26 protein-coding genes and 1 pseudogene are annotated in these 25217 nt (G+C 59.4%); 9 read left to right on the plus strand and 18 right to left on the minus strand.

Annotated features, from left to right (window positions below; genetic code table 11):
- Positions 1–95 precede the first annotated feature (95 nt).
- Positions 96–2846 carry a type VI secretion system Vgr family protein gene (locus tag IE038_RS20400; protein ID WP_189396191.1) on the minus strand — a complete coding sequence of 917 codons (2751 nt, stop codon included), beginning with the start codon at positions 2844–2846 and terminating at the stop codon, positions 96–98.
- Between the two features lie 92 nt (positions 2847–2938).
- Positions 2939–3457: an Hcp family type VI secretion system effector gene (locus IE038_RS20405; RefSeq protein WP_189396192.1), complete on the minus strand. Its 519-nt coding sequence runs from the start codon at positions 3455–3457 to the stop codon at positions 2939–2941.
- Positions 3458–3936: 479 nt separating this feature from the next.
- Between IE038_RS20405 and IE038_RS20410 the strand changes: the two genes are divergently transcribed.
- Positions 3937–4317, plus strand: a complete 381-nt coding sequence (locus tag IE038_RS20410; RefSeq protein WP_189396193.1) for a hypothetical protein — start codon at positions 3937–3939, stop codon at positions 4315–4317.
- Here the strand turns inward: IE038_RS20410 and IE038_RS20415 are convergent, their stop codons facing one another.
- Positions 4318–5154: a CvfB family protein gene (locus tag IE038_RS20415; RefSeq protein WP_065761668.1), complete on the minus strand. Its 837-nt coding sequence runs from the start codon at positions 5152–5154 to the stop codon at positions 4318–4320. It lies immediately after the preceding gene.
- A gap of 156 nt (positions 5155–5310) precedes the next feature.
- Between IE038_RS20415 and IE038_RS20420 the strand changes: the two genes are divergently transcribed.
- Positions 5311–6186: a DUF6279 family lipoprotein gene (locus IE038_RS20420; protein ID WP_229775706.1), complete on the plus strand. Its 876-nt coding sequence runs from the start codon at positions 5311–5313 to the stop codon at positions 6184–6186.
- Between the two features lies 1 nt (position 6187).
- Here the strand turns inward: IE038_RS20420 and aceK are convergent, their stop codons facing one another.
- A complete protein-coding gene (gene aceK / locus IE038_RS20425; protein WP_163932859.1) occupies positions 6188–7909 on the minus strand; it encodes a bifunctional isocitrate dehydrogenase kinase/phosphatase in 1722 nt (573 codons plus the stop codon).
- 282 nt (positions 7910–8191) lie between these two features.
- Here aceK and IE038_RS20430 point away from each other — a divergent pair, with 282 nt between their 5' ends.
- The gene (locus IE038_RS20430; protein WP_163932862.1) at positions 8192–9079 is read left to right on the plus strand and encodes a DMT family transporter; all 888 of its coding nucleotides are present in this window, start codon (positions 8192–8194) and stop codon (positions 9077–9079) included.
- Positions 9080–9161: 82 nt separating this feature from the next.
- Here IE038_RS20430 and IE038_RS20435 read toward each other — a convergent pair whose 3' ends face one another.
- From IE038_RS20435 to cysK, 4 genes are all read right to left on the minus strand, one after another.
- A complete protein-coding gene (locus IE038_RS20435; RefSeq protein ID WP_189396194.1) occupies positions 9162–10058 on the minus strand; it encodes a DMT family transporter in 897 nt (298 codons plus the stop codon).
- A gap of 111 nt (positions 10059–10169) precedes the next feature.
- Complete coding sequence (locus tag IE038_RS20440; RefSeq protein WP_189396195.1) at positions 10170–10334, minus strand: hypothetical protein; 165 nt, start codon at positions 10332–10334, stop codon at positions 10170–10172.
- Between the two features lie 86 nt (positions 10335–10420).
- Positions 10421–11356, minus strand: coding sequence for an aspartyl/asparaginyl beta-hydroxylase domain-containing protein (locus tag IE038_RS20445; protein WP_189396196.1), 936 nt, complete (start codon positions 11354–11356; stop codon positions 10421–10423).
- Between the two features lie 173 nt (positions 11357–11529).
- Entirely contained in the window at positions 11530–12504 is a 975-nt protein-coding gene (cysK, locus tag IE038_RS20450) for a cysteine synthase A (RefSeq protein ID WP_163932865.1), read from the minus strand.
- A gap of 242 nt (positions 12505–12746) precedes the next feature.
- On the opposite strand from cysK, the gene IE038_RS20455 reads away from it, so the two are divergent.
- Both IE038_RS20455 and IE038_RS20460 read left to right on the plus strand, forming a co-directional pair.
- The gene (locus IE038_RS20455; protein ID WP_065761662.1) at positions 12747–13592 is read left to right on the plus strand and encodes an AAA family ATPase; all 846 of its coding nucleotides are present in this window, start codon (positions 12747–12749) and stop codon (positions 13590–13592) included.
- 30 nt (positions 13593–13622) lie between these two features.
- A complete protein-coding gene (locus tag IE038_RS20460) occupies positions 13623–14801 on the plus strand; it encodes a vWA domain-containing protein (RefSeq protein WP_189396197.1) in 1179 nt (392 codons plus the stop codon).
- A 1-nt stretch (position 14802) separates the two neighbouring features.
- Here IE038_RS20460 and IE038_RS20465 read toward each other — a convergent pair whose 3' ends face one another.
- The 7 genes and pseudogenes from IE038_RS20465 to IE038_RS20490 all read right to left on the minus strand — a co-directional run bounded on the left by IE038_RS20465 (position 14803) and on the right by IE038_RS20490 (position 19238).
- A complete protein-coding gene (locus IE038_RS20465) occupies positions 14803–15756 on the minus strand; it encodes a 5-oxoprolinase subunit C family protein (protein WP_163932867.1) in 954 nt (317 codons plus the stop codon).
- Positions 15753–16457, minus strand: coding sequence for a 5-oxoprolinase subunit PxpB (gene pxpB, locus IE038_RS20470; protein ID WP_163932883.1), 705 nt, complete (start codon positions 16455–16457; stop codon positions 15753–15755). Before pxpB ends, IE038_RS20465 begins: the two co-directional genes overlap by 4 nt.
- Complete coding sequence (locus IE038_RS20475) at positions 16454–17227, minus strand: 5-oxoprolinase subunit PxpA (protein ID WP_163932886.1); 774 nt, start codon at positions 17225–17227, stop codon at positions 16454–16456. Before IE038_RS20475 ends, pxpB begins: the two co-directional genes overlap by 4 nt.
- Positions 17203–17331: pseudogene (locus tag IE038_RS24565) on the minus strand (hypothetical protein); the annotation flags it as partial. The gene IE038_RS20475 and the pseudogene IE038_RS24565, both read right to left, overlap by 25 nt.
- Positions 17332–17418: 87 nt before the next feature.
- Positions 17419–17940 (minus strand): DUF2937 family protein, encoded by a 522-nt coding sequence (locus IE038_RS20480; protein WP_163932888.1) that lies wholly within the window; start codon positions 17938–17940, stop codon positions 17419–17421.
- An 8-nt stretch (positions 17941–17948) separates the two neighbouring features.
- Entirely contained in the window at positions 17949–18725 is a 777-nt protein-coding gene (locus IE038_RS20485; RefSeq protein ID WP_163932891.1) for a class II glutamine amidotransferase, read from the minus strand.
- A gap of 27 nt (positions 18726–18752) precedes the next feature.
- A complete protein-coding gene (locus IE038_RS20490; protein ID WP_189396198.1) occupies positions 18753–19238 on the minus strand; it encodes an MFS transporter in 486 nt (161 codons plus the stop codon).
- A gap of 109 nt (positions 19239–19347) precedes the next feature.
- Here IE038_RS20490 and IE038_RS20495 point away from each other — a divergent pair, with 109 nt between their 5' ends.
- A complete protein-coding gene (locus IE038_RS20495) occupies positions 19348–21399 on the plus strand; it encodes a S9 family peptidase (RefSeq protein WP_189396199.1) in 2052 nt (683 codons plus the stop codon).
- A gap of 43 nt (positions 21400–21442) precedes the next feature.
- Here the strand turns inward: IE038_RS20495 and IE038_RS20500 are convergent, their stop codons facing one another.
- Positions 21443–21721: a hypothetical protein gene (locus IE038_RS20500; RefSeq protein ID WP_189396200.1), complete on the minus strand. Its 279-nt coding sequence runs from the start codon at positions 21719–21721 to the stop codon at positions 21443–21445.
- A gap of 127 nt (positions 21722–21848) precedes the next feature.
- Here IE038_RS20500 and IE038_RS20505 point away from each other — a divergent pair, with 127 nt between their 5' ends.
- Together IE038_RS20505 and IE038_RS20510 are read left to right on the plus strand one after the other, a co-directional pair.
- Entirely contained in the window at positions 21849–22220 is a 372-nt protein-coding gene (locus IE038_RS20505) for a YajD family HNH nuclease (protein ID WP_065759259.1), read from the plus strand.
- A gap of 60 nt (positions 22221–22280) precedes the next feature.
- The gene (locus IE038_RS20510) at positions 22281–22751 is read left to right on the plus strand and encodes an RNA methyltransferase (RefSeq protein ID WP_065759258.1); all 471 of its coding nucleotides are present in this window, start codon (positions 22281–22283) and stop codon (positions 22749–22751) included.
- Positions 22752–22754: 3 nt separating this feature from the next.
- Here the strand turns inward: IE038_RS20510 and IE038_RS20515 are convergent, their stop codons facing one another.
- Together IE038_RS20515 and IE038_RS20520 are read right to left on the minus strand one after the other, a co-directional pair.
- A complete protein-coding gene (locus IE038_RS20515) occupies positions 22755–23972 on the minus strand; it encodes a hypothetical protein (protein WP_163936849.1) in 1218 nt (405 codons plus the stop codon).
- 48 nt (positions 23973–24020) lie between these two features.
- Entirely contained in the window at positions 24021–24470 is a 450-nt protein-coding gene (locus IE038_RS20520) for a YcgN family cysteine cluster protein (protein ID WP_163936851.1), read from the minus strand.
- 152 nt (positions 24471–24622) lie between these two features.
- Here IE038_RS20520 and IE038_RS20525 point away from each other — a divergent pair, with 152 nt between their 5' ends.
- Positions 24623–25216 (plus strand): nitroreductase family protein, encoded by a 594-nt coding sequence (locus IE038_RS20525; protein WP_163936855.1) that lies wholly within the window; start codon positions 24623–24625, stop codon positions 25214–25216.
- Position 25217: the final 1 nt, after the last annotated feature.

Here is a 25217-nt window from a genome sequence, read left to right on the forward strand (position 1 = left end):
CCCGGCGCTGAGGCCGACGTCTTCAACTGCCAGGGTATTGAGCGGAACGACCGCGATCTGCGGTTCGCGAGGGGGTGGCGTGGAGGTGGGACCGGTCATGAGGTGAGCTCATCCTGAGGCAGATTGCGGGCGGGTTTGACGTTTGTGATACCCGTTGAGAGTCCATTGGCAGTAAGGGGCAACACCCCATCAATGAACGGTTTGAGCACACCGTTCTCCAGTGTTGGCAGTACCGGATCGAGCAGCCCCTGTACATCCGTCAACAACGACTCGAGTTCCGGTAGCGCCTGCGTCCACTGCGGCTTTTCAACAATGCTGGGGTCTAACCAACTGCTCGACGGGTCTGGGCCGAACCGCACGCCTCCGGGACCTGCAGACGCTCCCGAAGCACCCATGAACCCCATCTCATCAAGGCATCCCTTCAGCGGTTTACCCATCGCATCGGCCACCTCGAACCCGCCTGCCTTGATGCCTTGAAGGCTGGCATAGCGGTTGAAAAGCTCGAGGCTGCCTGGAGCCGATACGGGCGCCCCAGGGAACGCAGCAACATTGGTTTTGGGGCTGATGAGGGCAAAGTTGCTGGCATGAGCGGCGTACTGGCCGTTGGTGGTATGGGTGATACCCGCAGCGCTATAGGTGGTGGCACTGCCTCCCCCCTGAATCACCAGCTCAGTCTTGGCCTTCAGGGTGATGCGCTCAGCGGTTGCAGTGACATTGAGCTTTGCCAACAGGTTGATGCTGTCCTTCAGGGCTCGTACATCGATATCACCGGAGGCAGCAACCAGGCGCCAACCGAGGCTTTGCACGAACAGGCGCATACCTCGACTGGCACTGACCAGCAGGCGCTTGCCGATCGCCAGACTGGTGTGCTCCGTACTGCTGAGTGCCAGGTGCTCGCCTGCGGCCAAGTGCATGGAGCCCGGTGTGGTCAGCGCGATGCCGGCAGGGCTGGCCAGCACCAGGTGCGGCTCGACAAACTCTGGAAATAGCTCACTGCCCTGAGTGGCTGCACCTCGCCCGGATACGCCTTGGTGCTGCCGCTGCAACGCCTTGGCGACTTCGTCCTGATCGCCATGTTCCTGCGCCTGCACATCGCGGGCTTGATCGGCAAAGCCATCCTGCTGGTCGCTGGCGGTGACCAGGCGCTCTACCGTCTCCGGCAGGTCGTTGTGGTGTTTGCTTTCATGTGGTCGCGGCTCCGTGGTCAGCAACAAGCCTGCGGCGGCGCGGACGGCACCGTGGCGATCAGTACGCAGCTCAAAGCCTTCCCCCCGCGGCTTACCGCCCGAGGGCCGGGGATGGGTGAGGTAGCCCAGGTTCAGCGCACTGGCACCGTGGTCACTGCGCAGCGCAATACTGATTTCTCGGGTAGTGTCATCAATACGCAGCTCGTTGCTGCGGCTCCCCTTGTGCTCCTTGCTCTTGACCGTTGCGACGGTCTTGAAGTCAGGCAGCCGGTAAGGCGGCAGATGAACACCATGAAACAGACAACCGGTAACCAGCGGCCGATCAGGATCCCCCTCCTGGAAGCTGATCAATACTTCCATGCCAATGCGTGGCAACGAGATAGCCCCGAAACTCTGGCTGGCCCAGTTGGAGGCCACACGCATCCAGCAACTGGTGCGCTCGTTGGCCTGGCCTTCACGGTCCCAGAAAAACTGCACCTTCACTCGGCCATAAGCATCGCAATAGATCTCTTCACCTTCGGGACCGGTAACGACTGCGCTCTGCGTACCGAGCAACCTCGGTTTGGGATGTTCAAGCGGTGGACGGAACGGGGCTTCCCAAGGCGTGGCGACGAAGTGATTACGGTAGCCCTGATGAAAACCGTCGGGCTCGGCCTCAAAATCACTGGCGATGGCTTCTTCAAGCACCTGAGGCTGACGGCCTTCATGGGTGACTTCGGTCAACAGCCATAAGTCGTTCCAGGCCGGATTGCCATGCTTAGCCAGGCGCAGAAAGTGCCCGCAGGCCAACGAGGGCTGATCACTGTCGCCGTGCGCTTGCTGGTAATCACTGCGATGACGCTCCAGGGCACGCTTGGCCAACAGGGCGCCCTGCTTGTCCTGGTCGAACCGCCCTGGGTAGCCGTAGTCCTCGAGGTCCGGTCTGGCCTCGCTTTCGGCCTTGCCCCCACGTTCAAGGCGCGGTGTCTTGAAGTCGTAGTCACGCCGTGTGACGCGGCTGGTACGGGTTTCTACCTGCAGGCCAAAGTGTTTGATGACGGGTTCGGCTGCAACCATGCCTGTATCAGGCTGGTAGGCCACAGGTGCAATAACCGGAAATACGGTCTGATCATCACCAAACACCAGCATGTGCGCCTCGACGCTGTGCTGGAAGTGATAGTGCAAGCCAACCTCTTCACTCAAACGCTGGATGAAATGCAGGTCAGACTCGGCGTACTGAACGCAGTACTCGCGCTCGGGGTACACCGCACTCAGGTGAAACCGATAGGTGTTGCTGAAGATACCGTGCTCTTCAAGCACCTGGGCAATGATTTGCGGCACCGTCAGGTGCTGAAAAATGCGTTGGTTGATGCGGTGTGCCAAATAGGACAGTCGCGGTCGGAGGGTGATCTGATAGCGAGTCAGACGCTTGCCAGCATCACCCACGGCAACACGATAGATCTGCCCATGTATGCCATGCCCACTGGGTGAGTACTGCAAAAAGGCAAGTTTGTGCAACAGGCCCTCCAGATCGAGCGAGGGTCGTTCACTGACCAGTTCAAGCTCGAATTGGAAGGGCCGACTGATAGCCTCCTGCCCCTTGAAGGACAGCACCTGAAGGTCATGTTCCAGGCCCTCGATGGTCAGGCGGAAATGCGTTTGATTGGCCGGTGCGAACATCCAATGTTCCTCCGTCAGCGGTATCGGCAGCGCCAGGCAGTGCGCAACGAACGGCCTGGGGGCCGCCCGCTGCGCAGTAAGATCAATCAGCCTTAGCCAGCAACCGGCACGCGCCAATCATCAGAACCGGAGGTACCCGAAACCTCATGCGTCCAAGTGATCTTGCGGTAGGTGAAATGCACGTCTTGCAGATGCGTGAAATGCGCGTTGCCCGGGTCCTGGCAGTTGTGCATGTAGTCCTTGATGTCGACGATGATCGCGTCTTCCAGGGTGGTGGTGTAGTAGTGCTCCTGGGTGCCGGCCGCCGAGGTGCGGTACCACTTGACCTCGACCTTTCTGAGCACTTCGCCGGACGTCAGAGCGGCCAGCAGCAGCGGCGAAGCCTTATCGAACACTTTGGTGACGACCGCCGGCTTGTGCACGCGCTGACCTGTAGGTTGGCCAGATTGCGGGTCACGGGGAATGATCACTTCGTGCTGGAAGCCCTGAACCATGACCTCATGCTCATGACCTTCCTGGTAGGTGTTGCCGACGGAGTCTGCGGTAAAGGCACTGTCAGTGATCAAGCCTTGTTTGGTGCCCACGACGGACATGTATGCAGGAGTAGCCATTGGTATTTTCCTTGCTAAAAAGTCATTAAAACCGGGAGCAAAATCCGCCCCGCGGCGAAATAACTACTGACAAGGATCGTGCCAATTATTTTAAGTTATTCAAAATCAAACACTTACAGCTCAACCAACTAAAAACGATCATTTTTTATACAGGAAAACAGGAAAAAGTGCGCAAGAAGTTGCGCAGTGCTGCGCAACTTCTTGCGCACTCCTCTGTACACCAAGAAATACGTGGCTCATATAAATATATACACAGGGTTATCCACATTTCAGTGCGCAACTTCTTGCGCACAATAGCCTAAAGCCATCACGCAAAAAATGGGATTAACAGGTCGTCATCTATCCGAGAAAAACATCGCCTGATGACCACACGGTTTGCAGCAATCAGGTCGTAGGAATTAACCCCGGCCACGCACGGAACGCGTAAAATGCCCGGCATCTTTGACACCGTGCCAAAGCGTCACCCGTAGGAACCCGCAATGAAAATCGACAAGACCACCGCTATTGCCCGCCGCAACCAGCAATTGGGCACACCGGTGCTGAGCGCCGACAACTGCCTGTTTGCCGTGCTCGATCACAAGCGCAACATCTGGTGGTTTGATGTACCGGTGAAGCGCCTGCACACCGGCCTGGGTGACTGGATCAACCTGTTGCTGCACACCCCGGAAAGCGATCAGCTGCAGCACCTGAAAGTGCCCACCAGCTTCCTGCGCACACGCCTGGAGGAAATGGAGGTGCGCAATGCGCACAAGCGCCGCACGACTATCAGCCTGGCACTGAGCGCGGACCGCGATGCGTGGCTGCAGGATCAGCGTCCGGGCGGCAACAATGTCAGTTTCGCCCGGTTCCTGCAGAGCTGATCAGACCCGTTCGATACGGTCGGCGTGAATCACGATCAGGCCGTCCTTGTACAAGGCACCAATGGCCTTCTTGAAGTTGCCTTTGCTGACCCCGAACAGATCACTGATGAGTTGCGGGTCGCTCTTGTCGCTGACCGGCAACACGCCATTGGCCGCCTTGAGCTTGTCGAGGATCAGGTCGTGCAGGCTGTTAACAGCCTGCTGACCTATTGGCTGCAGGCTGAGGGCGATCTTGCCGTCGCTGCGCAGTTCCTTGATGTAGCCCTTCTCCTGCTTGCCGGAACGCAGGAACTTGAACACTTCGTTCTTGTGGATAAGGCCCCAGTGCTTGTTGTCGATGATCGCCTTGAAGCCCATGGGCGTCTCGCCGGCGACCAACAGATCGACCTGCTGCCCCACCTTGTAGTTGGCCGGCACCTTGTCCAGGTAACGGTCCAGGCGTGAAGTCGCTGTAATACGGCGGGTGCGTTTATCCAAGTAGACATGCACCACGCAGTAATCGCCGGCGCGTAGCGGATGCTTTTCCTCGGAGTACGGCATCAACAGGTCCTTGGGCAGGCCCCAGTCGAGGAAAATGCCAATGCTGTTGATCTCGACCACCTTCAGGCTGGCGAACTCGCCAACCTGTACCTTGGGCTTCTCGGTGGTGGCGATCAGCTTGTCTTCACTGTCCAGATAGACGAAGACGTTGAGCCAATCTTCAACTTCAGTGGGCGTGTCCTTGGGGATGTAGCGATTGGGCAAGAGGATCTCGCCGTCTGCTCCACCGTCCAGGTACAGACCGAAGTCCGTATGCTTTACCACTTGCAAACTGTTGTAACGCCCAACTAAAGCCATGTCCGAAAATCCTCGTTGCGAGGCCGGTATTCTACACCTGAACCAGAGGCTCCGCCCGGTCACTGAAGGCCTCTTTCAACCGTTCGTACCCGCGAGCTCCGCAAGAGGGCCTGCCTGTTCTATAAAGAAATGGCACGCCCTTGCAAGGATCTGCTCATGTACGCCCATTTGTCCAAGTACCTGCGCGCGCTCCTGCTGCCAGTACTCTGTGGTGTGTTGCTGGTAGCCTGCAACCGTATTGATCTGGCCTACCGCAACCTCGATATCCTCGTGCCCTGGTCGCTGAACGACTACCTGGACATGAGCCGTGAACAGAAAGCCTGGCTTAAACAGCGCCTCAAGACTCACTTGAGCTGGCACTGCCGCACTCAGTTGCCGGGTTACCTTGAATGGCTTGATCGAGTAAAGACGATGGTGGCCAGCAATCAGGTGTCCGAGGTGCAATTGCAGGCTCGGACCAATGAAATCAAGCATGCCATCAACGATGTGGCCAAGCAGATTACGCCCTCGGCCGTAGAGTTGCTGCGCGCACTGGATGATGAACAGGTACGCGCCATGCGTGAGACGTTCGCCGAAGATATCCGCGAAAAACAGCAAATCTATGCCAGCACGCCATTCGATAAACAGGTCGCTCAACGGACCCGACGCATGGAAAAGCGCCTGACGCCCTGGCTGGGTGAACTCAACTCACAACAGCAGTTGCGGGTCATGCAGTGGGCGAATTCACTGGGCGCACGAGGTAACGCCTGGATCACCAACCGCGCGCAATGGCAGGCGCAATTCAGTGCAGCCGTGGAACAACGCCGGTCAGCAACCTTTCCAGAGCACCTGGAGCGCTTGCTGATCGACCGGGAAAGCGTCTGGACACCCGAGTACCGCCAGGCCTACCAACAGAACGAAGCCGCGACCCGCAGCCTGTTGGTCGACCTGATGGCTCAAAGCAGCCCCTATCAGCGGCAGCACCTGGAGAAAAAGCTGGCGCAGGTGCAACAGGATTTCAGCCAGCTCAAATGCCTGAAAGCAGGCGCCTGACTCACGCTTCGCGGCATTTGCGGCGGTACGGGAAGACGTCGATCACTTTGCCCGCACGGATCGCTTCCTGCAGGCCTTTCCAGTAATCGGCATCATAGAGTTCGCCATGCAGTTGGCTGAACAGGCGACGCTGGGCACTGTCGGCAAACAGGAACGGCGGAAACTCTTCAGGGAATACATCCAGCGGACCAATGGAATACCAGGGCTCAGAGGCCATCTCATCCTCAGGGAAGCGCGGCGGCGGGATGTAACGGAAATTGACCTCGGTCAGAAAGCAGATTTCATCGTAGTCGTAGAACACCACCCGGCCATGACGCGTCACGCCAAAGTTTTTCAGCAGCATGTCACCCGGAAAAATGTTCGCCGCCGCCAACTGCTTGATGGCCAGACCGTAATCCTCCAACGCTTCACGCACCTGGGCATCGTTGGCATTTTCCAGGTAGAGGTTGAGCGGGGTCATGCGTCGCTCAGTCCAGCAGTGGCGAATCAGTACGGTATCCCCATGCACCTCGACGGTAGACGGCGCCACCTCCAGCAGTTCAGCCAGGCACTCGGGCTCGAATTTACTCAGTGGGAAGCGAAAATCGGCAAACTCCTGGGTGTCGGCCATGCGCCCGACACGATCGACACTCTTCACCAGGCGGTACTTCTCGATCACCGTGGCCCGATCGACACTCTTGGAGGGCGAGAATCGGTCCTTGATGATCTTGAACACCGTATTGAAGCCCGGCAGGGTAAACACGCTCATCACCATGCCACGCACCCCTGGCGCCATGATAAAGCGGTCGTCGGTGCTGGCCAGATGGTTGATCAGTGCCCGGTAGAACTCCGACTTTCCATGCTTGTAAAAGCCAATCGAGGTGTACAACTCAGCGATGTGCTTGCCCGGAAGAATACGTTTGAGAAAGCCCACGAACTCGGCGGGTACCGGTACATCCACCATGAAATATGAACGGGTAAAGGAGAAGATGATCGAAACGTCTGCCTCATCGGTGATCAATGCATCGATCTCGATACCATGACCTTCACGGTGCAGCAGCGGGATCACCAAGGGCCATTGCTCATCCTGGGTAAAAATCCGTCCAACCAGATAAGCGCCCTTGTTGCGGTAGAGCACCGAGGAAAACAGCTCGACCTGAAGCTGCGGGTCCTTGCACACCCAATCCGGCAGGTTTTCACGCAGTTGCGCTTCAAGCCGCGCCAGATCGCCCCCCAGGTCTGCATAGGGCACGTCAAACGAGTACTCGGCAAAGATACGCGCAAGCATGTCCGCCAAATGCCCCTCAGGGCGGTAGATACGCGTTTGCGCTGCCCGCTCGTGACTACGCAGCGACGGTCGGGTGGTATGGATGAACATGCAACCATCGCTGATCAGGTCGTGGCTGAACAAGCTGCAGAAGATCGAGTTGTACCAGGTTTCGGAGAGCTCATCGTCCAATCGTGGGTCAATCAGGTTGATGTAGGCACTTTTGACCAATGGCCAATAGCCGACATCCAGTAGCACCTCATCGGTAAACGCCTGGTGCAGGCGCTGGCTGACCTCACTGACCTTGTCTTCGTAAAGGTTGATCCGTGCCGCCGAAGCGCTTTGCGTTTGCTGCCACTGGGCCTGTTCAAAACGACTGCGGGCACCGTCGGTAATACAACGGAAATGCTCACGGTAGTCGTCGAAACCTTCGAGGATCATCCGGGCAATATCAGCGGCCGGCCATGGCTGGGGCATACAAGAACCTCGGTGTGATGGATAAAGCCTGAGCTTAGGTCAGTCTCCTGCAGGACGAAAAGACTCCTCGCCCCGATACTTCGGCCAAAAGGTAGCAAATAGACCTGAAGCGGTACGCCTGTGTACGGCCTATGCCAACGCATTACCACGTGGCGGACCACGCTACTGCACCCGGCACGCGCGAACGACATGATCCGTTCCGAAATACAGCGCAAGAAACAGAGCGAGACCATTGACCATTTACCGTAAACTCGCGGCCCGCACCAAGGACCGGAGACCCTCGTGAGCCCTATCGCCCTGACCCGCCTGCTGACCCTCGCTGCCGTGTGGGGGGCCAGCTTTCTGTTCATGCGCATTATCGCGCCAGTACTGGGCACTGTGCCCACGGCGTTCCTCCGTGTTTCGATTGCCTGTGCCGGCCTGCTGATGATCCTTGCAGTGCTGCGGGTGGACTGGAACTTTCACGGCAAGTTCAAGGCTTGCCTTGTGTTGGGCATGGTGAACTCAGGCATTCCGGCAACCCTGTACTCCATCGCGGCGCAGGCGCTGCCAGCTGGATATTCGGCCATATTCAATGCCACCACGCCCCTGATGGGCGTATTGATCGGTGCATTGTTCTTTCGCGAGCCCATGACACCGAGCAAACTCGCCGGTATTTTTCTGGGCCTGTTCGGCGTAGGCGTTCTCAGTGGCGCCGGACCGGTAGCCTTCGATCTGAACCTGCTGCAAGGTGCCCTCTCCTGCCTGGCGGCAACCACCTGCTACGGCTTCGCGGGTTTTCTCGCCCGACGCTGGCTCGATCAACAAGGCGGGTTGGACAGCCGCCTTTCAGCGCTGGGCAGCATGCTCGGCGCCACGCTGCTGCTGTTGCCCCTGTTCGGCTACAGCGTCATGACCCAGCCACCGGCCAACTGGGGCGGCTGGGAGGTCTGGTTATCGCTGCTGGGCCTGGGGCTGGTCTGCACCGCCTTTGCCTACATCGTGTACTTCCGCCTGCTCAGCGAGATCGGCCCAGTCAAGTCGTCAACCGTGACCTTCATGATTCCCGCGTTTGGCGTACTCTGGGGAGCCTGGTTACTGGACGAACCATTGTCTGCCGCACACCTGTATGGTGGCGCATTGATTGCGCTGGCCTTGTGGCTGGTGCTCAAGCCCAGCGTGATCAGGTAAAGACCTGTACCCAGTCGTTGAGTGCATTGCCAAGCGCGGCGTACTGCTGCTGCCTGTACGCCGCGCCAAACATCAGTTGCCGCTAGGCCTCTTCAACCCTGCCTGACTGAGGCGCATGGGCCGGTTTGCGGAAGACGAACAGCAAGCCGATAACGATCAGTCCCATGCCCAGTACGCTCAGCAATGCCAGTCGGTTACCAAAGATCAGGTAATCCATGATGGCGGTCACCGCCGGTACCAGATAGAACAAACTGGTGACATTCACCAGATTCCCCCCGGCGATCAACCGGTAGAGCAGCAAGGTGGCAAACACCGAAACCACTAATCCCATCCACAGCACCGACAGCAACAAGTCACTGCCCGGATCGATATGCAGCGGCTGGAAGGGGGCGAACACCGCGCACAGCAGCAACCCCGCCAGGTACTGCAGCGGCAATGTCCCCAATGGATTAGCGGTGATACGTTTTTGCATGATCGTTCCCAAGGTCATGCTCGCCAGCGCCAGCAGCGCAAAACACATGCCGGCAAGCGACACGCCTCCCAGGCCTATGCCCTGATAAACCACCATTACCAGCCCGACCAAGCCCAGGCACAGGCCGAACAGCCGGTTCCAGGAGCGCTGACGCTCCATCAGCACGATGGTGAGAATCGGCTGTACGCCCATGACAGTGGCCATGACACCGGGCGTAACGTGACCGTCCAGGGCCAACAGGTAGAAAATCTGATAAGCGCCAAGCAGCACGCAACCCGTTGCAATCGCCTGCAACCATGCGCGCCGGCCTTGCGGCCAACGTAATTTCAACAAAGGACCAAGCAGCAGTAAGCCTGCCAGGGCGATGACAAAACGGATCAGCAGAAAGGCAAAGGGGCTTGCGTGGGCCAGCCCCCACTTGGAAACAATCGCGCCACTGCTCCAGAGCAGGACGAACAGGCTGGTAGTGGCCGCCGCGGCCACGGATTCTTTCGAGATAACAGACATGAATTGCCACCTGTATTCGGGCAAGTAAGCCGAACGGTGCCGCCGCAAAGGGACAGCTAACCGGTTTCAGTAGTGTTCAGGCGTAATCGGGGATGTCGCAGCACGCGCTGCTCAGCCCACTACGACAACCACGCCTGGAGGTGCTACGAGGCACCCTGGAACGCCACTGACAGGTGGTGGGTAATGACTGATCATGGCCGGCTGCTGCACGCCACGCACGACAACTACCGCGTCGTGCGCGGCAGCGTATGCAATGGCTGGACAAGAAGTGGGCATGATCAGTTCTTCAATAGGGGGATAAAGGAAGACACACGGCCTTACCGGGCCTGACTATAGTCAGCACCCGGTGACCGCGCAAGGGGTCAGAACAACCAGCGGTACAACAGGTAGGCAACGACTACCGCCAGCACCGGGCGCATGACCCGATAGGCTTTTGGATTGGCCCGCTTGAACTGCTTGACCTTGCCGCTGATGACGTTACTGAAACGCTTGCTCCAGGCATAGGCCTGGTTGATACCGCCCACACGCTCGTCATCGGTGTTCTGCGGGGCAGTCGCACGGCCCAGAAACGCGCTGACACTGCGATTGATACGGGTCATCAATGGGCTGCTGAGCGGCCGCTCGATATCACAGAACAGGATCACTCGCGTGGTATCGGTTTCGTTTTTCACCCAGTGCACATAGGTCTCATCGAACATCACGTCTTCACCGTCGCGCCAGGCATATGCCTGACCATCGACGTAGATCCGGCAGTCGTCCGAATTGGGCGTCGACAGGCCCAGGTGATAACGCAGGGAACCGGCAAAGGGGTCACGGTGCGGGTTCAGGTGGCTGCCACCGGGCAGCAGGGCAAACATGGCGCCCTTGACGTTGGGAATGCTGCTGACCAGTTCAACGGTCTTCGGGCACAGTGCATTGGCTGACGGCAGCGGCTTGTCGTACCACTTCAGGTAGAAACGCTTCCAGCCTTTCTTGAAGAACGAGCCGAAACCAGCGTCGTTGTCTTTCTCGGCTGCGCGAATGTACCCCTCGTCGAAGAGGTGCATGGCCTCCTCGCGGATCACTTCCCAGTTGTCCTTGAGCACATCCAGCTCCGGGAAACGGTTGCGGTCCAGGTAGGGCTTGGACGGCACCCCGGAAAACAGGTACATCAAGGCGTTATAAGGGGCGAACAACGCCGAATGGTTAACGAACTGACGCAACAGCGGCAAACGCGCCTTGCCACGCAAATGTACATAGAGCGTGCTGCCGAAAAACAGCAGCAGTACACCTGCCTTGGCAACAAAGGAAAAGGTCATGCAACACTCCTTGGAATTTCGATCAGGCCATCGCTGCCGATTAATCGGCCATGATAAACCGATCCGGCCCTGGTAAAAACAACCAGAGCCGGACAATCACTGTTAAGGATTGTGCAACAAAGCGCGACAGCGAATATTGCCGCGGATCAGGCAAACCGGTACTGACAGCCGTATTACTGCTGGTTTTCCTGATCGGTGAACAGGTCACTGAAGAGCATGCTCGACAGGTAACGCTCACCGGAGTCAGGCAGGATGACTACGATGGTCTTGCCCTGCATTTCCGGCTTTTCGGCCAGGCGCACCGCCGCCGCCATCGCGGCACCACAGGAAATACCGCACAGGATCCCCTCCTCCTGCATCAAGCGCCGGGCCATGGTCTTGGACTCTTCATCACTGACCAGCTCAACCTGGTCGACCATCGACAGATCAAGGTTCTTCGGCACGAAGCCTGCGCCTATACCCTGGATTTTATGCGGGCTGGGCTTGATCTCTTCACCGGCCAGCGCCTGAGTGATGACCGGCGACACGATGGGCTCCACCGCCACCGACAGAATCGCCTTGCCCTTGGTTTTCTTGATGTACCTCGACACGCCGGTGATCGTACCGCCCGTACCGACACCTGCTACCAGGACATCCACGGCGCCATCGGTATCGTTCCAGATCTCCGGACCGGTGGTCTTCTCGTGGATCGCCGGGTTTGCCGGGTTATCGAACTGCTGTGGCATAAAGTACAGGGCAGGATCGCTGGCAACAATTTCGTTGGCCTTCTCAATGGCGCCTTTCATGCCCTTGGCAGGTTCGGTCAACACCAGCTCGGCACCCAATGCCTTAAGCACCTTGCGACGCTCGATGCTCATCGATGCCGGCATGGTCAGCACCAGTTTGTAGCCACGGGCCGCGGCAACAAAGGCCAGGCCGATACCGGTGTTACCGGAGGTCGGCTCTACAATGGTCATGCCTGGCTTGAGCTTTCCGCTGCCTTCAGCATCCCAAATCATGTTCGCGCCAATTCGGCATTTGACCGAATAGCCAGGGTTACGCCCTTCGATCTTGGCCAGAACGGTCACTCCGCGTGGGGCGATGCGATTGATCTGCACCAACGGTGTATTACCGATGGAATGCGCGTTGTCAGCAAAAATGCGGCTCATGGCGGGGTCCTTTTGGCACCGTGCGAAAACTTCAAGGGTAAGCCTGCCCCTGATGGGCGTCCAGCCCCACACACGCCCTGCGCAAGACAAATTCCCCTGGGCAAGTCACCAGCTGACGGAGCATTCAGAGACTGAATGCTCCGTCTGCGTTCCCAGCCACGCGGGCAGCGCGTTATAGTCGGGGATAACCATTTTTCCACCAGGGGCCATGCACCTCTGGGGCTACGTTAGAGGATCGCTACATGAAGTTCGAAGGCACCAGCGCTTATGTCGCCACAGACGACCTGAAACTGGCGGTCAACGCGGCGATTACCCTGGAACGCCCGTTGTTGGTAAAGGGTGAGCCCGGCACCGGCAAGACCATGCTCGCCGAACAACTGGCCCAGTCCTTTGGCGCCAAACTGATCACCTGGCACATCAAGTCCACCACCAAAGCCCATCAGGGGCTGTATGAGTACGATGCGGTCAGCCGTCTGCGCGACTCGCAACTGGGTGTGGACAAGGTCCACGACGTTCGCAACTACCTGAAGAAGGGCAAGCTCTGGGAGGCTTTCGAGTCTGAAGAGCGGGTGATTCTGCTGATCGACGAAATCGACAAGGCTGACATCGAGTTCCCCAACGACCTGTTGCAGGAACTCGACAAGATGGAGTTCTACGTTTACGAGACCGACGAGACGATCAAGGCCAAGCAGCGCCCGATCATCATCATTACCTCGAACAACGAGAAGGAGCTGCCTGATGCCTTCCTGCGTCGCTGCTTCTTCCACTACATCGCCTTCCCTGATCGCGACACCCTGCAACAGATCGTCGATGTGCACTACCCCAACATCAAGAAGGACCTGGTCAGTGAAGCACTCGATGTATTTTTCGACGTGCGCAAGGTACCAGGCCTGAAGAAAAAACCGTCTACGTCTGAACTGGTCGACTGGCTCAAGCTGCTGATGGCCGACAACATCGGTGAAGCGGTGCTGCGCGAGCGCGATCCGACCAAGGCCATTCCGCCGCTGGCAGGCGCCCTGGTCAAGAACGAGCAGGACGTGCAACTGCTGGAGCGCCTGGCGTTCATGAGCCGTCGCGGCAATCGCTGATCTGCCACAGACCAATCAGGGGCGACCGCCATGCTGCTCAACCTGTTCAATGAAATGCGCGCGGCAAAGGTACCGGTATCGGTACGCGAGCTGCTTGATTTGCTCAACGCACTCAAGCAGGGCGTGACCTTTGCCGACATGGACGAGTTCTACTACCTGTCACGGGCGATACTGGTCAAGGATGAACGCCACTTCGACAAGTTCGACCGCGCCTTCTCGGCCTACTTCAAGGGCCTGGAAAACCTCGATCAGCACCTGGAAGCGCTGATTCCGGAAGACTGGCTGCGCAAGGAATTCGAGCGCTCGCTCAGCGACGAAGAACGCGCTCAGATCCAGTCCCTTGGCGGGCTGGACAAGCTGATCGAGGAATTCAAGAAGCGCCTGGAAGAACAGAAGGAACGCCATGCCGGCGGCAACAAATGGATTGGCACAGGCGGCACCAGCCCATTCGGCTCCGGTGGCTTCAACCCCGAAGGCATCCGCATTGGCGACGCAGGCAAACGTCAGGGCAAAGCGGTCAAGGTCTGGGACCAGCGCGAATACAGGAACCTCGACGACCAGGTCGAACTGGGCACGCGCAACATCAAGCTGGCCCTGCGCCGGCTGCGCAAGTTCGCTCGCCAGGGGGCAGCCGACGAACTGGACATCGACGGCACCATCGACCATACCGCTCGTGATGCCGGCCTGCTGAACATCCAGATGCGCCCAGAACGCCGCAACAGCGTAAAACTGCTGTTGCTGTTCGATATTGGCGGCTCCATGGACGCCCATGTGAAGATCTGCGAGGAACTGTTCTCGGCCTGCAAGACCGAGTTCAAACACCTTGAGTATTACTACTTCCACAACTTCATCTACGAATCCGTGTGGAAGAACAACCTGCGCCGTACCTCCGAACGCACTGCCACCATGGACCTGCTGCACAAGTACGGTGCCGACTACAAGGTGGTGTTCGTCGGTGACGCGGCCATGGCTCCTTACGAGATCACCCAGCCCGGTGGCAGCGTCGAGCACTGGAACGAAGAAGCGGGCTACGTCTGGATGCAACGCTTCATGGAAAAGTACAAGAAGCTCATCTGGATCAACCCATACCCCAAGAACACCTGGGGCTATACGGCCTCGACCAACATTGTGCGTGAGTTGATCGAGGACCGCATGTTTCCACTGACCTTGCGCGGGCTTGAGGAAGGGATGCGGTTTCTGTCCAAGTAAGTCAGGGCTGCCCGGCCCCGCACCTGGCGACGGGCATTGACTCGAACTGACGCAGAAACGCCACCTGCTGCTCGTATGCCTGTACCTGCAGCACCGGCCTGAAGGTGACGACGTTTCCCGGCACGCACTGTGCCAGTCGCGCCAACGCCAAGGGCGTCAGCGCCCCCAGGCGCGGATAGCCGCCAATGGTCTGCCGATCATTGAGCAGCACAATGGGCTGACCGTCCGGCGGTACCTGCACCGCGCCCAAGGGAATGCCCTCGGAAATCATTGGTTCGCCCTGGTACTGCAAGGCGGGGCCAAGCAGACGAATGCCCATCCGGTCTGCACGACGGTCAAGAACCCACGCCGCATTGAATGCATCGAACAGGCTCTGGCCACTGAAACTGCCGATCTGTGCGCCCAGCACCATATCCAGCGGTGCATTGCTGCGCAGGTCCGGGCGTTGTTGAACAGAAACTTCCCGCAGGCCTGGCGCCACGCCTGTATAGGTCAGGTACTCGCCCTCGACCAAGGGAGTCCCAAAACCGTCCAGGCCACCCAACCCTTCACGTACCACGCAAGCACAGCTTCCCAACACCAATGGCGCGACAAAGCCGGCTGGTGCTGCCAGGTAAGCCCGCGCCCCCGACAATGGCTGGTTAAAGCGTAAGCGCTGCCCCTTTCTCATCATGAAGCTGCGCCATGGCGTCAGCGGTTGGCCGTCCAGCCGCGCATCCAGGTCAGCCCCCGCCAACGCCAGGCAAGCGTCCTGTTCAGCAATCAGGCTGAACCCACCCAAGGTGATTTCAACCACCGGGGCATCAACGGCATTACCCAGTAGCCAGTTGGCCCAGCGCATCGAGACCCAATCCAGCGCACCGCCCTGAGTGACGCCCAAATGGCGCATGCCAAAGCGCCCGGCATCCTGCAATAGACACAACGGCGTGCTGGCCTCAATGATCAATCGGCTCATACCTGCGCCTCCAATGGCGTGTCGTCACCACCCAGGCGCATGAATGTCCCATGGTCGACAGGCACAAAACGCACCCGATCCCCAGGCTGCAACAGGCTGTAGCCATCGCGATCACGGTCAAACAGCGCGCTTGGCGTACGCCCGATCAGGTTCCAGCCACCTGGCGATACGGCCGGATAGGCCGCAGTCTGGCGCTCGGCGATCCCCACACTGCCGGCGGCCACGCGCTTGCGCGGGGTTGCCAGACGCGGGGCCGCCAGGCACTCATCGACCAACCCCATAAACGCAAAACCCGGTGCAAAGCCCAACGCGAACACCTGATACTCACGCTCGCTGTGAAGGCGAATCACCTCGGCCAGTGACTTGCCACTGCGCTGCGCCAGCAATGCCAACTCCGGACCGACACTGGGGTCATACCACACCGGTATTTCATGGCGCCGACCAGCGCCGCCATTGTCAGGCTGTACATCCGCCAGTGCCTGCTCAATACAGCTACGCGCCTCAGTGGGGGACATTTGCAGCAGGTCAAATTGCACCATCAACGTGGTATAGGACGGCACCAGATCGACAAGACGCCCGCCAAAGGCGGCCTGCAATCGCTGGCGTGCTGCCAGCATCCAGGGCATGTTGGCTTCGTCAATGACATCGAACAACCGCACCATCAGACTGTCGACTGCGACCACTTCGACCCGCAGTTTCATGCCACCACCAGCGCATCGAGGGCCTGACGGATCTGCCGTACGGCCGCCACCGAGCTGTCATTATCCCCATGCACGCAAAGGGTCTGGGCCTTGAGCAGCACCTGGCTGCCATCACTGGCCGTCAGTGCCTCGCCACGCGCCAGGCGCAACGCCTGCTCGACAATCCGCGCAGGATCATGATGCACAGCACCCGGCAAACGCCGCGACACCAGTCGACCGCTTGGGTCGTAAGCCCGGTCAGCAAATGCCTCGAACCACACCGTCACACCACACTCGCGGCCCAACGCCTGGGCCTCGCTGTCATCGGCAGTGGCCATCAGCATCAGGGGCAATTGCCGATCGTAGGCCGCGACAGCCTCCAGCACCGCACGCAACGTCAGCGGATCGGCCATCATGTCGTTGTAGAGCGCCCCATGGGGCTTGACGTAAGCCACCCGGGTGCCCTGCGCCCGGCAAATCCCCTCCAGCGCACCGATCTGGTAGTGCAACAGATCGCGAACTTCCTCGGCACTGCATGCCATAGAGCGGCGACCGAAACCGACCAGATCCGGATACGCCGGGTGGGCACCGATGGTCACGCCATGGGCTACGGCCAAGGCTACAGTCTTGCGCATGATTCCTGGGTCGCCGGCGTGAAAACCACAGGCAATGTTGGCGCAGTCGATAAAGGGCATGACCTCGGCATCCAGGCCCATGGTCCAGCTACCAAAGCTTTCACCCATGTCGCAATTGAGTAACAGGCGGCTCACACGCGTTGCTCCTTCGTCCATCTCTTCTGGCCCCTACCTTGACGCGCTTCAGGCTCTTTGCCGCGCGTTTCTGGCAGGCTCAATGCTGCCAGGATCACTACGCCATGAGACATTGCGGCAAATGCGCGACGGGTGGATGAAGTCATCGCCCTGTGCCGCAACGTACTGGAGCGTTACGCAAGCCACGCCGGAGCGCTGCACACCGTGAGGGTTTAACGCCAGCTTGGCTGCACCGGCTTGCGCCGACCACCCAACAACACCCAGCCGAGCAACAACAGGAAACTCTCCAGCAGCAATGCTGGCAACAACGCGCAACCCAGGCCCCAGGCAATCGCCTCGGGTACCAGCAAGACCTGATAGCTGTAGCCCTTCAGGGTTTCGTCACGTAATTGAGCATCGGCAGCCACCAGCACATGCCAGGTACGGGTCAGCCACGGCCCCTGCAGGATCTGCCATTCGCCCTCAAGCAGGCGGTTGCGACCGAGCAGACTGTCGATACTGTCTGCATCACTGTGGAAAACCGGGTCGTCACTGGCCCGGTAATGCCGCACCAAGGCCTGCAGATCGCCATTGAAGAAACGCTGTGCGGTCTGTTCAAAGCCCTTTAGCCCTTCACGCGACTCCAACAGGTGCGCCTGCACCCGCTGGCTGTAGTCATTGATCAAACCGGGTACCTGTACACCCAGCAGCAAACCACAGGTAAACAACAATAGCCGCAAGTAGCTCCTGAGCATGATGATCCTTATTCCGTCCGGCCTTGAGCGATACATTCTCCACGCCGCCAGAGCCCCCACTGCCCGGGTTCGTAACGGTGCCAGGTTTCATTCTCGGTGAGCGCTTCGGTGGCGATGACCGTAACAACGTCATTGGGCGTCGTTTCAGCCTGAAAATCGACAATCATGTCGACATCTTTCAACCGAGCGGGACCAAAAGGTGCGCGCCGGGTGATGTGCACCAGTTTGGTCGAGCAATAGCAGAACAGCCAGTCACCATCACTGAGCAAGCCATTGAAAACGCCTTTGCTGCGGTACTCGTCGCAGGCGGCCACCAGCACCGGCAGCAGTTGCTCGACCTCGACCGGCTCGGGGAACGCCTCGCGCACGCGGTTCAGCACATCGCAGAACGCCGCCTCGCTGTCAGTATCACCCACCGGGCGGTAGAAGGTGGTCAAGGCCTGGAAACCCGCCAACTGGCCGTTGTGGGCAAAACACCAGTTGCGCCCCCACAACTCACGAACGAACGGGTGGGTATTGGACAGGCAGACCTTACCGACGTTGGCCTGGCGAATATGCCCGATGACCACTTCGCTCTTGATCGGGTAGCGCTGCACGAGGTTGGCCACTTCCGACTCACAACTTGCCGCAGGGTCCTGAAACAGGCGCAAGCCACGCCCCTCGTAAAAGCCGATACCCCAGCCATCGCGGTGAGGGCCAGTGCGGCCACCGCGCTGCATCAGCCCGGTGAAGCTGAAAACGATATCAGTCGGCACATTGGCGCTCATGCCCAACAATTCACACATGCTCGGTTCTCGCTTCTGAGGCAGGCGTTAGAGGCGTGGTTCAACCCGGAGCGGGCCACTGCTGGCAGGTGGGTCGTTGCGGTAACGGCCTGGGTCGGGGCTGGCGAACGGTTCGTCCTGCTCTTCAAGTGCCTTGGCACGCTGCTGGGCAGCCGCTTCGGCAGCTTCACGGCGAGCACGGGCGCTGCGCTCAAGCGGCCAGCGCACCAGTACGAACAGCAGATAGGCGACAAAGGCAAACATGCCGTACATGGCCAGGTCAGACGCGGCGCGCAGCACATTGCTGCCGACCTTGAAAGCCAGGTCCAGGGCACTGATGGCAATTGCCGGGGCGAACAGGTCGCGCCCTGGGTCGACAATGGTCGGGGTGAACAGCAACACCGCGACGACCACCCGCAGTGGCTCGCGCAACCAGCGCCACATCCAGCGGGTCAGGCGAAACCAAACCAACAGGCAGCCCAAGGCAGCGAAGGCATAAAGGCCCCAGGCGAGCAGATAATCGTTCTCGGTCATGGCGTCCGTGGCAAGCTAGGCAAATAGACGCTTATGATAACGATTTTTCCGCGTGCCGGCGCCCCCTGTCTAAACCGGCCTCGCTGCCGATCTGCCAAGAGAACTCCCGATGCCCACCGTTTCCCCTGTTTCCAACGCCCCCGTGGCTCACAAAGCTGTCGGCAGCGACCCTTACGCCTGGCTGCAGGAACGTGACACGCCCGAGGTCATGGCCTACCTGGAAGCCGAGAATACCTACCAGCAAGCACAACTCGCTGACCAGGCTGAACTGCGCGAGCAACTGTTCCTGGAGATCAAGGGCCGGATCAAGGAAACCGATCTGTCGCTGGCCTCACCTTGGGGGCCGTACCTTTACTACACCCGTACCACCGCCGGCGACGAGTACCCACGCCACTATCGCTGCCCACGCCCGGCTGACGACTCGCCGACCGTAGACGAAAGCCGCGAAGAACTCCTGCTCGACCCCAACAGCCTGGCCAATGGCGGCTTCCTGTCACTGGGTGCGTTCAATGTCAGCCCCGACCACCAGCGCCTGGCCTACAGCCTGGATACCAGCGGCGATGAGGTTTATACCCTGTACGTCAAAGAGCTGAGCAATGGCGCAGTCCAGGCGCTGCCGTTCGACGACTGCGACGGCAGCATGACCTGGGCCAACGACAGTCAGACGCTGTTCTTTGCCGAACTGGACGAGACCCACCGCCCCTACAAACTGCTGCGTCATCGCCTGGGCAGCAATCAGGCCGAAACGGTGTTCGAGGAAGCTGACGGGCGCTTCTTTCTGAACTGCTACCGTTCAAGCTCCGAACGCCAACTGGTCCTGCTGCTCAACAGCAAGACCACCAGCGAAGCCTGGGTGCTGGATGCCGAACATCCTGAAGCGAGCTTCACATGCCTGGCGCCACGCGTCGAAAACCATGAGTACTACCCTGACCACGGCCAACTCGACGGCGAATGGCACTGGTTTATCCGCAGTAACCAGCACGGCATCAACTTTGCGTTGTTCCACGCAGCGGCCGACAGCATACCCACACGCGACCAGTGGCAAGTGCTGATCCCTCATCGCGACCACGTGATGCTTGAAGGCTTTACCCTCAATGCCAGCGCCCTCACCCTGAGCCTGCGTGAAGGCGGCCTGCCCATCATCGAAGTACAGCCGCAAGGGCTTGCCACCTACCGCGTCGAATTGCCCGATGCCGCCTACAGCCTGTATGTGCAGGACAGCCTGGAGTTCACCAGCACACGCATCCGCCTGCGCTACGAGGCACTCAATCGGCCGGCACAGGTCAGACAGCTGGAACTGGCAAACGGTGCGCAGCAGGTTCTCAAGCAAACCCCCGTACTGGGCCCGTTCGATGCCGACGACTATGTCAGCCAGCGCCTGTGGGCCACTGCCGCCGACGGCACGCGCGTGCCGATCAGCCTGGTTCAACGCCGCCAGGACGTCGGCAAACCCGTACCGTTGTATCTGTATGGTTATGGCGCCTACGGTGAAAGCCTCGACCCCTGGTTCTCTCACGCTCGCCTGAGCCTGCTTGAACGCGGCGTGGCTTTTGCCATTGCCCATGTACGCGGCGGCGGCGAGTTGGGCGAAGCCTGGTACCGTGCGGGCAAGCAGGAACACAAAGGCAATACGTTCAGTGATTTCATCGCCTGCGCCGAACACCTGATTGCCAGCAACGTCACGCACGCCGAGCAACTGGTCATCAGCGGTGGTAGTGCTGGCGGCCTGCTGATCGGGGCGGTGCTCAACCAGCGCCCGGACCTGTTCAAGGCCGCCATTGCCGAAGTGCCGTTCGTCGATGTGCTCAACACCATGCTTGACCCGGATCTGCCATTGACCGTTACCGAGTACGACGAGTGGGGCAACCCTGAAGACCCCGATGTCTACGCGCGAATCAAGGCCTACGCCCCCTATGAGAACATCAAGGCTCAGGCCTACCCCGCCCTGCTGGTGATTGCCGGCTACAACGACAGTCGCGTGCAGTACTGGGAAGCCGCCAAATGGGTGGCGAAGCTGCGGGCGACCAAGACCGACGACAACCTGCTGCTGCTCAAGACGGAGTTGGGCGCAGGCCATGGCGGCATGAGTGGTCGCTACCAAGGGCTGCGCGATGTAGCGCTGGAGTACGGTTTTGTCTTCAAGGTACTAGGCCTGGCGTAAGGCCGCTTTTACTGACGCCCCCGCGAATAGAGCCGCCCAGGACCTAATCCTGAGGCGGCTTGTCGGCATCCGGCGCTGGGGTCAGCCCCGGTAACGGTTGATCTTTCGGCGGGTTCGGCAATGGCATCGGTGGCAACAAGGGCGAACCGCTACGGCTATCGCCAGCCTTGGGAATACTCGGTGGCGCCACCTGCGGGTACGGGGTCGGCGTGGGCGTTCCCGGCGCCCCCGGAACGGGTGCAATGGGCCGTGGTTGCAGGTCCTGGGCCGAAACTGATCCCAGGGAAGCCAGGACCATTACTGCTGCAATCAGATAGCGCATCTCAGTGCTCCTTCGGGCCGTTTGTCTAAAGGCTACGCCTAAGACAGCAAATGCGCCTGCCCGATTCCCTTGGCAAACAGCTAAACTCAGGGCATAACCGTAACAAGCCCGATAAAAAGGTACCTCCATGAGCTCGGCAACACCCTCCTCCGCCACCGCACGCCTGGACCGCATCCTCGCCGATGCCAAACGCGACCGTGAAATGGGCTATCGCGACAAGGCCCTGAAGATGTACCCGCACGTCTGCGGGCGCTGTGCCCGTGAGTTCTCCGGCAAGCGCTTGAGCGAGCTAACCGTGCATCACCGCGACCATAACCATGACAACAACCCCCAGGACGGCTCGAACTGGGAGCTGCTGTGCCTGTTCTGCCACGACAACGAACACGCACGCTATACCGACCAGCAATACTTCAGCGAGGGCTCGACCAGCAGCCCGACAATCGCCAAGGCGACCCACAACCCGTTCGCCGGGCTTGCGAGCTTGCTGAAAAAAGACTGATCGTCCCCGCCTGTGCCGGCAAGCCCGTATAATCGTGTTTTTTCTCAAGGGCCCCGGCACGTGGCGAACAAACGGTACAGCTGCATAGGACTGTTCAACCCCAAATCCGCAGAGAACGTCGGCTCGGTCATGCGTGCGGCGGGCTGCTATGGCGTCAATTCGGTGTTTTACACCGGCAAGCGCTATGAGCGTGCGCGCGACTTTGTCACTGACACCAAGCGCGTGCATTACGACATTCCACTGATCGGTATCGACGATCTGCAGAAAATCATTCCCCTGGGCTGCACCCCCGTTGCGGTGGAACTGGTCGAAGGTGCGCGCCCGCTGCCGACCTACACCCACCCGGACCGGGCAATCTACATTTTCGGCCCTGAAGACGGCTCGCTCGACCAAAGCGTGCGCGACTGGTGCGAAGAAACCATCTACATACCGACCGAGGGCTGCATGAACCTGGCAGCCACCGTGAACGTGGTGCTTTACGACCGCATGGCCAAAGGCAACAACACCCGTTCCGGGCCGAAATTCAAATAGCCACTATTCCAGCAATTTGGTTTGCAGCACCTTCGACGAGCCGCCCAGTACGCTTTCGCTGAGCTGAACGAACTCCTGGGTGCTGACGCTGTTCAAGCGCATCATGGCTCGGGTCACGTCATCCAGCGAACGCTGGTTGTGGGTTTGCAAACGAATTTCCCGGTCCAGTGCCTGCAACAGCAGCACCGCGCGCGCAATGGTCGGCCCATCGACCTGGGTACCGCGCAGGCTGGTGACCTTGGCTGAGGCCTTGGTCAAGCTGTCCTGCAGCACTTGATAACGGTCATCGGCCACCCCGCCGGAGCGGCGCAGCAATTCAATGCTGTAGTACTCGGCCAGCCCCTCGCCTATCCAGTCACTGTTCTGGGTATCGTTGATCTGCGCAAAGGCTCGCACCAGCTCGCGCAACAAGGGGCTGCTGCCGTTCTCGCCCACCAATGGCCGACTGCTGTGTGTATAGATCGAATCATTTGCCGCTCGCGTACCTCGCCAGAGCTGGTCATGACCACCGACGATCAGCAGTTTTGGCGGATTACGCGGAAACACCGCCTGCAACTGCGGCCACACGAACGTCAGCAACGTCAGGGTATCAAGGCGACGCATACCCTGCCCCTTCGGCGCTGCTACTGTGATCTCAGTGTCTCCAAGACGGCTGCGACGACTACCGATGTTGCCCGCCAGCATCCAACCCGTAGGGCGGTCGAACAACCGGGACACGTTGTCGATGCGGAAGCGATTCTTGCCAATCCGCGGCCAGGCGGTTTCGACACTCTTCCAGCCAGCGGGCAGCTCGAAGGTCAGGCGCGCCACCAATTCGGTACCGTCCTGTTGATCCAGACGCGCGGAAGGCACCAGATCATCGCCACGAAACAGCGCCCAGTTCGGGGTAATTCGACTGTCATACATGCCGCCCTTGAGCCGGTGATCCAACTGCACCTTGTAGGTCAGGCTGGATTTGCCCGCAGCAGGCTGCCACAGGCCGCGCCGGCCGTTATCCTTGAGCTGCCACTGACCGTCGCCCTTGAACTCGCTGTAGTTACCCTGCGTGCCCAGGTCAAAATCCAGGCTACGCACTGCAGCACCATCGGCCAAGCTCAAGCTGACCAGCGCCAGACCACTCTGCGGCAACAACTGCACGTGATAATCCAGATCGACTTTCTTGGCCCAGACGGGCGCACTCGACAGCAACAGAACCACGACCCACAGGTAACGCACACGCATAACGACTCCTTGCAACGACACCATGCCACGCCCCAGCGTTTGTGCGCCTTAACTGGCGCGAAAGATCAGATAGTCTTCCCAATCATCCTCAGCCACCGTCGTTTCGCTGAGCATCCGGCCGGATTGGGAAATGCGCTGCGTGTGCACCTGTTCACGATCACCACACACCAGGTAGTGCCACGACGGCAAGTCCTGGCCCTCACTGACCAAGCGATACGCACAGGTGGGCGGTAACCATCTGAACTGATCAGCCTTGCCCGGTGTGAGTTGAATGCAATCCGGCACGTGCTCAAAGCGATTCGGATAGTCGCGGCACTGGCAGCTCTTCAGGTCCAGCAGTTTGCAGGCAATGCGCGTGTAGTAGACGCTATTGTCGTCTTCATCCTCGAGCTTTTGCAGGCAACACAGGCCACACCCGTCACACAGCGATTCCCACTCCTGCTGATCAAGTTGCTCGAGAGTTTTGCGCATCCAGAAGGGGTCGGCGTTAACAGCCATCGTGTCAGGTTCCTGTTTCAATTCATGTGCAGCGGCGCGGCGGCGCCAGTCTAGGTCGTGTCATCGTTCATTGCCAGACCGCTTGTCAGCGCTGACTCGGCACAGTAGTTTGAGCCAACTTGTCGTTTCTCAATCCCGTCAGGAACTCCACCATGAGCGCCAATCCCCGTGTTGCCGACTACGCCATCAACGATCAGTTCATCCAGCGCTGGTCGCCACGCGCCTTCACCGCCGAGCCAATCAGCGAAGAAACCCTGCTGAGCTTCCTTGAAGCGGCTCGCTGGGCGCCGTCGGCCTACAACTCACAACCCTGGCGGTTCCTTTACGCGCGTCGTGATACGCCAAACTGGGAGCGCTACCTGGGCCTGCTCAACGAATTCAACCGCAGCTGGGCGCAACACGCGTCGGCCTTGGTAATCATTGCCTCCAAGACCACCTTCACCGCCCCTGGCGCCAGCGAAGAAACCCCGGCGCTGTGGCATACCTTCGACACAGGCTCGGCCTGGGGCCACCTGGCACTGCAAGCCAGCTTGAGCGGCTGGTACACCCATGGCATGGCCGGTTTTGACCAGGCCCTGACCCGCAAAGAGCTTAAAATCCCTGAAGGCTATGACCTGCATGCCGCCGTGGCGATCGGCAAGCTGGGCGACAAGGCCAGCCTGGCCGAGGGCCTGCAAGCCCGTGAAGTACCCAGCCCGCGCCGCCCATTGAGCGAGCTGGCTGCCGAAGGCGACTTCAACCTGTAAA

Origin of the sequence: Pseudomonas laurentiana (genome assembly GCF_014648275.1) — a bacterium.
Lineage (GTDB): Bacteria > Pseudomonadota > Gammaproteobacteria > Pseudomonadales > Pseudomonadaceae > Aquipseudomonas > Aquipseudomonas laurentiana.

What these genes read in the sequence shown, in the direction of transcription:
- IE038_RS20485 (WP_163932891.1), bottom strand. Translation starts at nt 18,725, where the DNA reads ATGTGTGAATTGTTGGGCATGAGCGCCAATGTGCCGACTGATATCGTT.
- IE038_RS20420 (WP_229775706.1), top strand. Translation starts at nt 5,311, where the DNA reads ATGTACGCCCATTTGTCCAAGTACCTGCGCGCGCTCCTGCTGCCAGTA.
- IE038_RS20505 (WP_065759259.1), top strand. Translation starts at nt 21,849, where the DNA reads ATGAGCTCGGCAACACCCTCCTCCGCCACCGCACGCCTGGACCGCATC.
- IE038_RS20525 (WP_163936855.1), top strand. Translation starts at nt 24,623, where the DNA reads ATGAGCGCCAATCCCCGTGTTGCCGACTACGCCATCAACGATCAGTTC.
- IE038_RS20410 (WP_189396193.1), top strand. Translation starts at nt 3,937, where the DNA reads ATGAAAATCGACAAGACCACCGCTATTGCCCGCCGCAACCAGCAATTG.
- IE038_RS20515 (WP_163936849.1), bottom strand. Translation starts at nt 23,972, where the DNA reads ATGCGTGTGCGTTACCTGTGGGTCGTGGTTCTGTTGCTGTCGAGTGCG.
- IE038_RS20495 (WP_189396199.1), top strand. Translation starts at nt 19,348, where the DNA reads ATGCCCACCGTTTCCCCTGTTTCCAACGCCCCCGTGGCTCACAAAGCT.
- IE038_RS20445 (WP_189396196.1), bottom strand. Translation starts at nt 11,356, where the DNA reads ATGACCTTTTCCTTTGTTGCCAAGGCAGGTGTACTGCTGCTGTTTTTC.
- cysK (WP_163932865.1), bottom strand. Translation starts at nt 12,504, where the DNA reads ATGAGCCGCATTTTTGCTGACAACGCGCATTCCATCGGTAATACACCG.
- IE038_RS20460 (WP_189396197.1), top strand. Translation starts at nt 13,623, where the DNA reads ATGCTGCTCAACCTGTTCAATGAAATGCGCGCGGCAAAGGTACCGGTA.
- IE038_RS20440 (WP_189396195.1), bottom strand. Translation starts at nt 10,334, where the DNA reads ATGCCCACTTCTTGTCCAGCCATTGCATACGCTGCCGCGCACGACGCG.
- IE038_RS20520 (WP_163936851.1), bottom strand. Translation starts at nt 24,470, where the DNA reads ATGGCTGTTAACGCCGACCCCTTCTGGATGCGCAAAACTCTCGAGCAA.
- IE038_RS20490 (WP_189396198.1), bottom strand. Translation starts at nt 19,238, where the DNA reads ATGACCGAGAACGATTATCTGCTCGCCTGGGGCCTTTATGCCTTCGCT.
- IE038_RS20400 (WP_189396191.1), bottom strand. Translation starts at nt 2,846, where the DNA reads ATGTTCGCACCGGCCAATCAAACGCATTTCCGCCTGACCATCGAGGGC.
- aceK (WP_163932859.1), bottom strand. Translation starts at nt 7,909, where the DNA reads ATGCCCCAGCCATGGCCGGCCGCTGATATTGCCCGGATGATCCTCGAA.
- IE038_RS20465 (WP_163932867.1), bottom strand. Translation starts at nt 15,756, where the DNA reads ATGAGCCGATTGATCATTGAGGCCAGCACGCCGTTGTGTCTATTGCAG.
- IE038_RS20475 (WP_163932886.1), bottom strand. Translation starts at nt 17,227, where the DNA reads ATGGACGAAGGAGCAACGCGTGTGAGCCGCCTGTTACTCAATTGCGAC.
- pxpB (WP_163932883.1), bottom strand. Translation starts at nt 16,457, where the DNA reads ATGAAACTGCGGGTCGAAGTGGTCGCAGTCGACAGTCTGATGGTGCGG.
- IE038_RS20435 (WP_189396194.1), bottom strand. Translation starts at nt 10,058, where the DNA reads ATGTCTGTTATCTCGAAAGAATCCGTGGCCGCGGCGGCCACTACCAGC.
- IE038_RS20405 (WP_189396192.1), bottom strand. Translation starts at nt 3,457, where the DNA reads ATGGCTACTCCTGCATACATGTCCGTCGTGGGCACCAAACAAGGCTTG.
- IE038_RS20415 (WP_065761668.1), bottom strand. Translation starts at nt 5,154, where the DNA reads ATGGCTTTAGTTGGGCGTTACAACAGTTTGCAAGTGGTAAAGCATACG.
- IE038_RS20500 (WP_189396200.1), bottom strand. Translation starts at nt 21,721, where the DNA reads ATGCGCTATCTGATTGCAGCAGTAATGGTCCTGGCTTCCCTGGGATCA.
- IE038_RS20480 (WP_163932888.1), bottom strand. Translation starts at nt 17,940, where the DNA reads ATGCTCAGGAGCTACTTGCGGCTATTGTTGTTTACCTGTGGTTTGCTG.
- IE038_RS20455 (WP_065761662.1), top strand. Translation starts at nt 12,747, where the DNA reads ATGAAGTTCGAAGGCACCAGCGCTTATGTCGCCACAGACGACCTGAAA.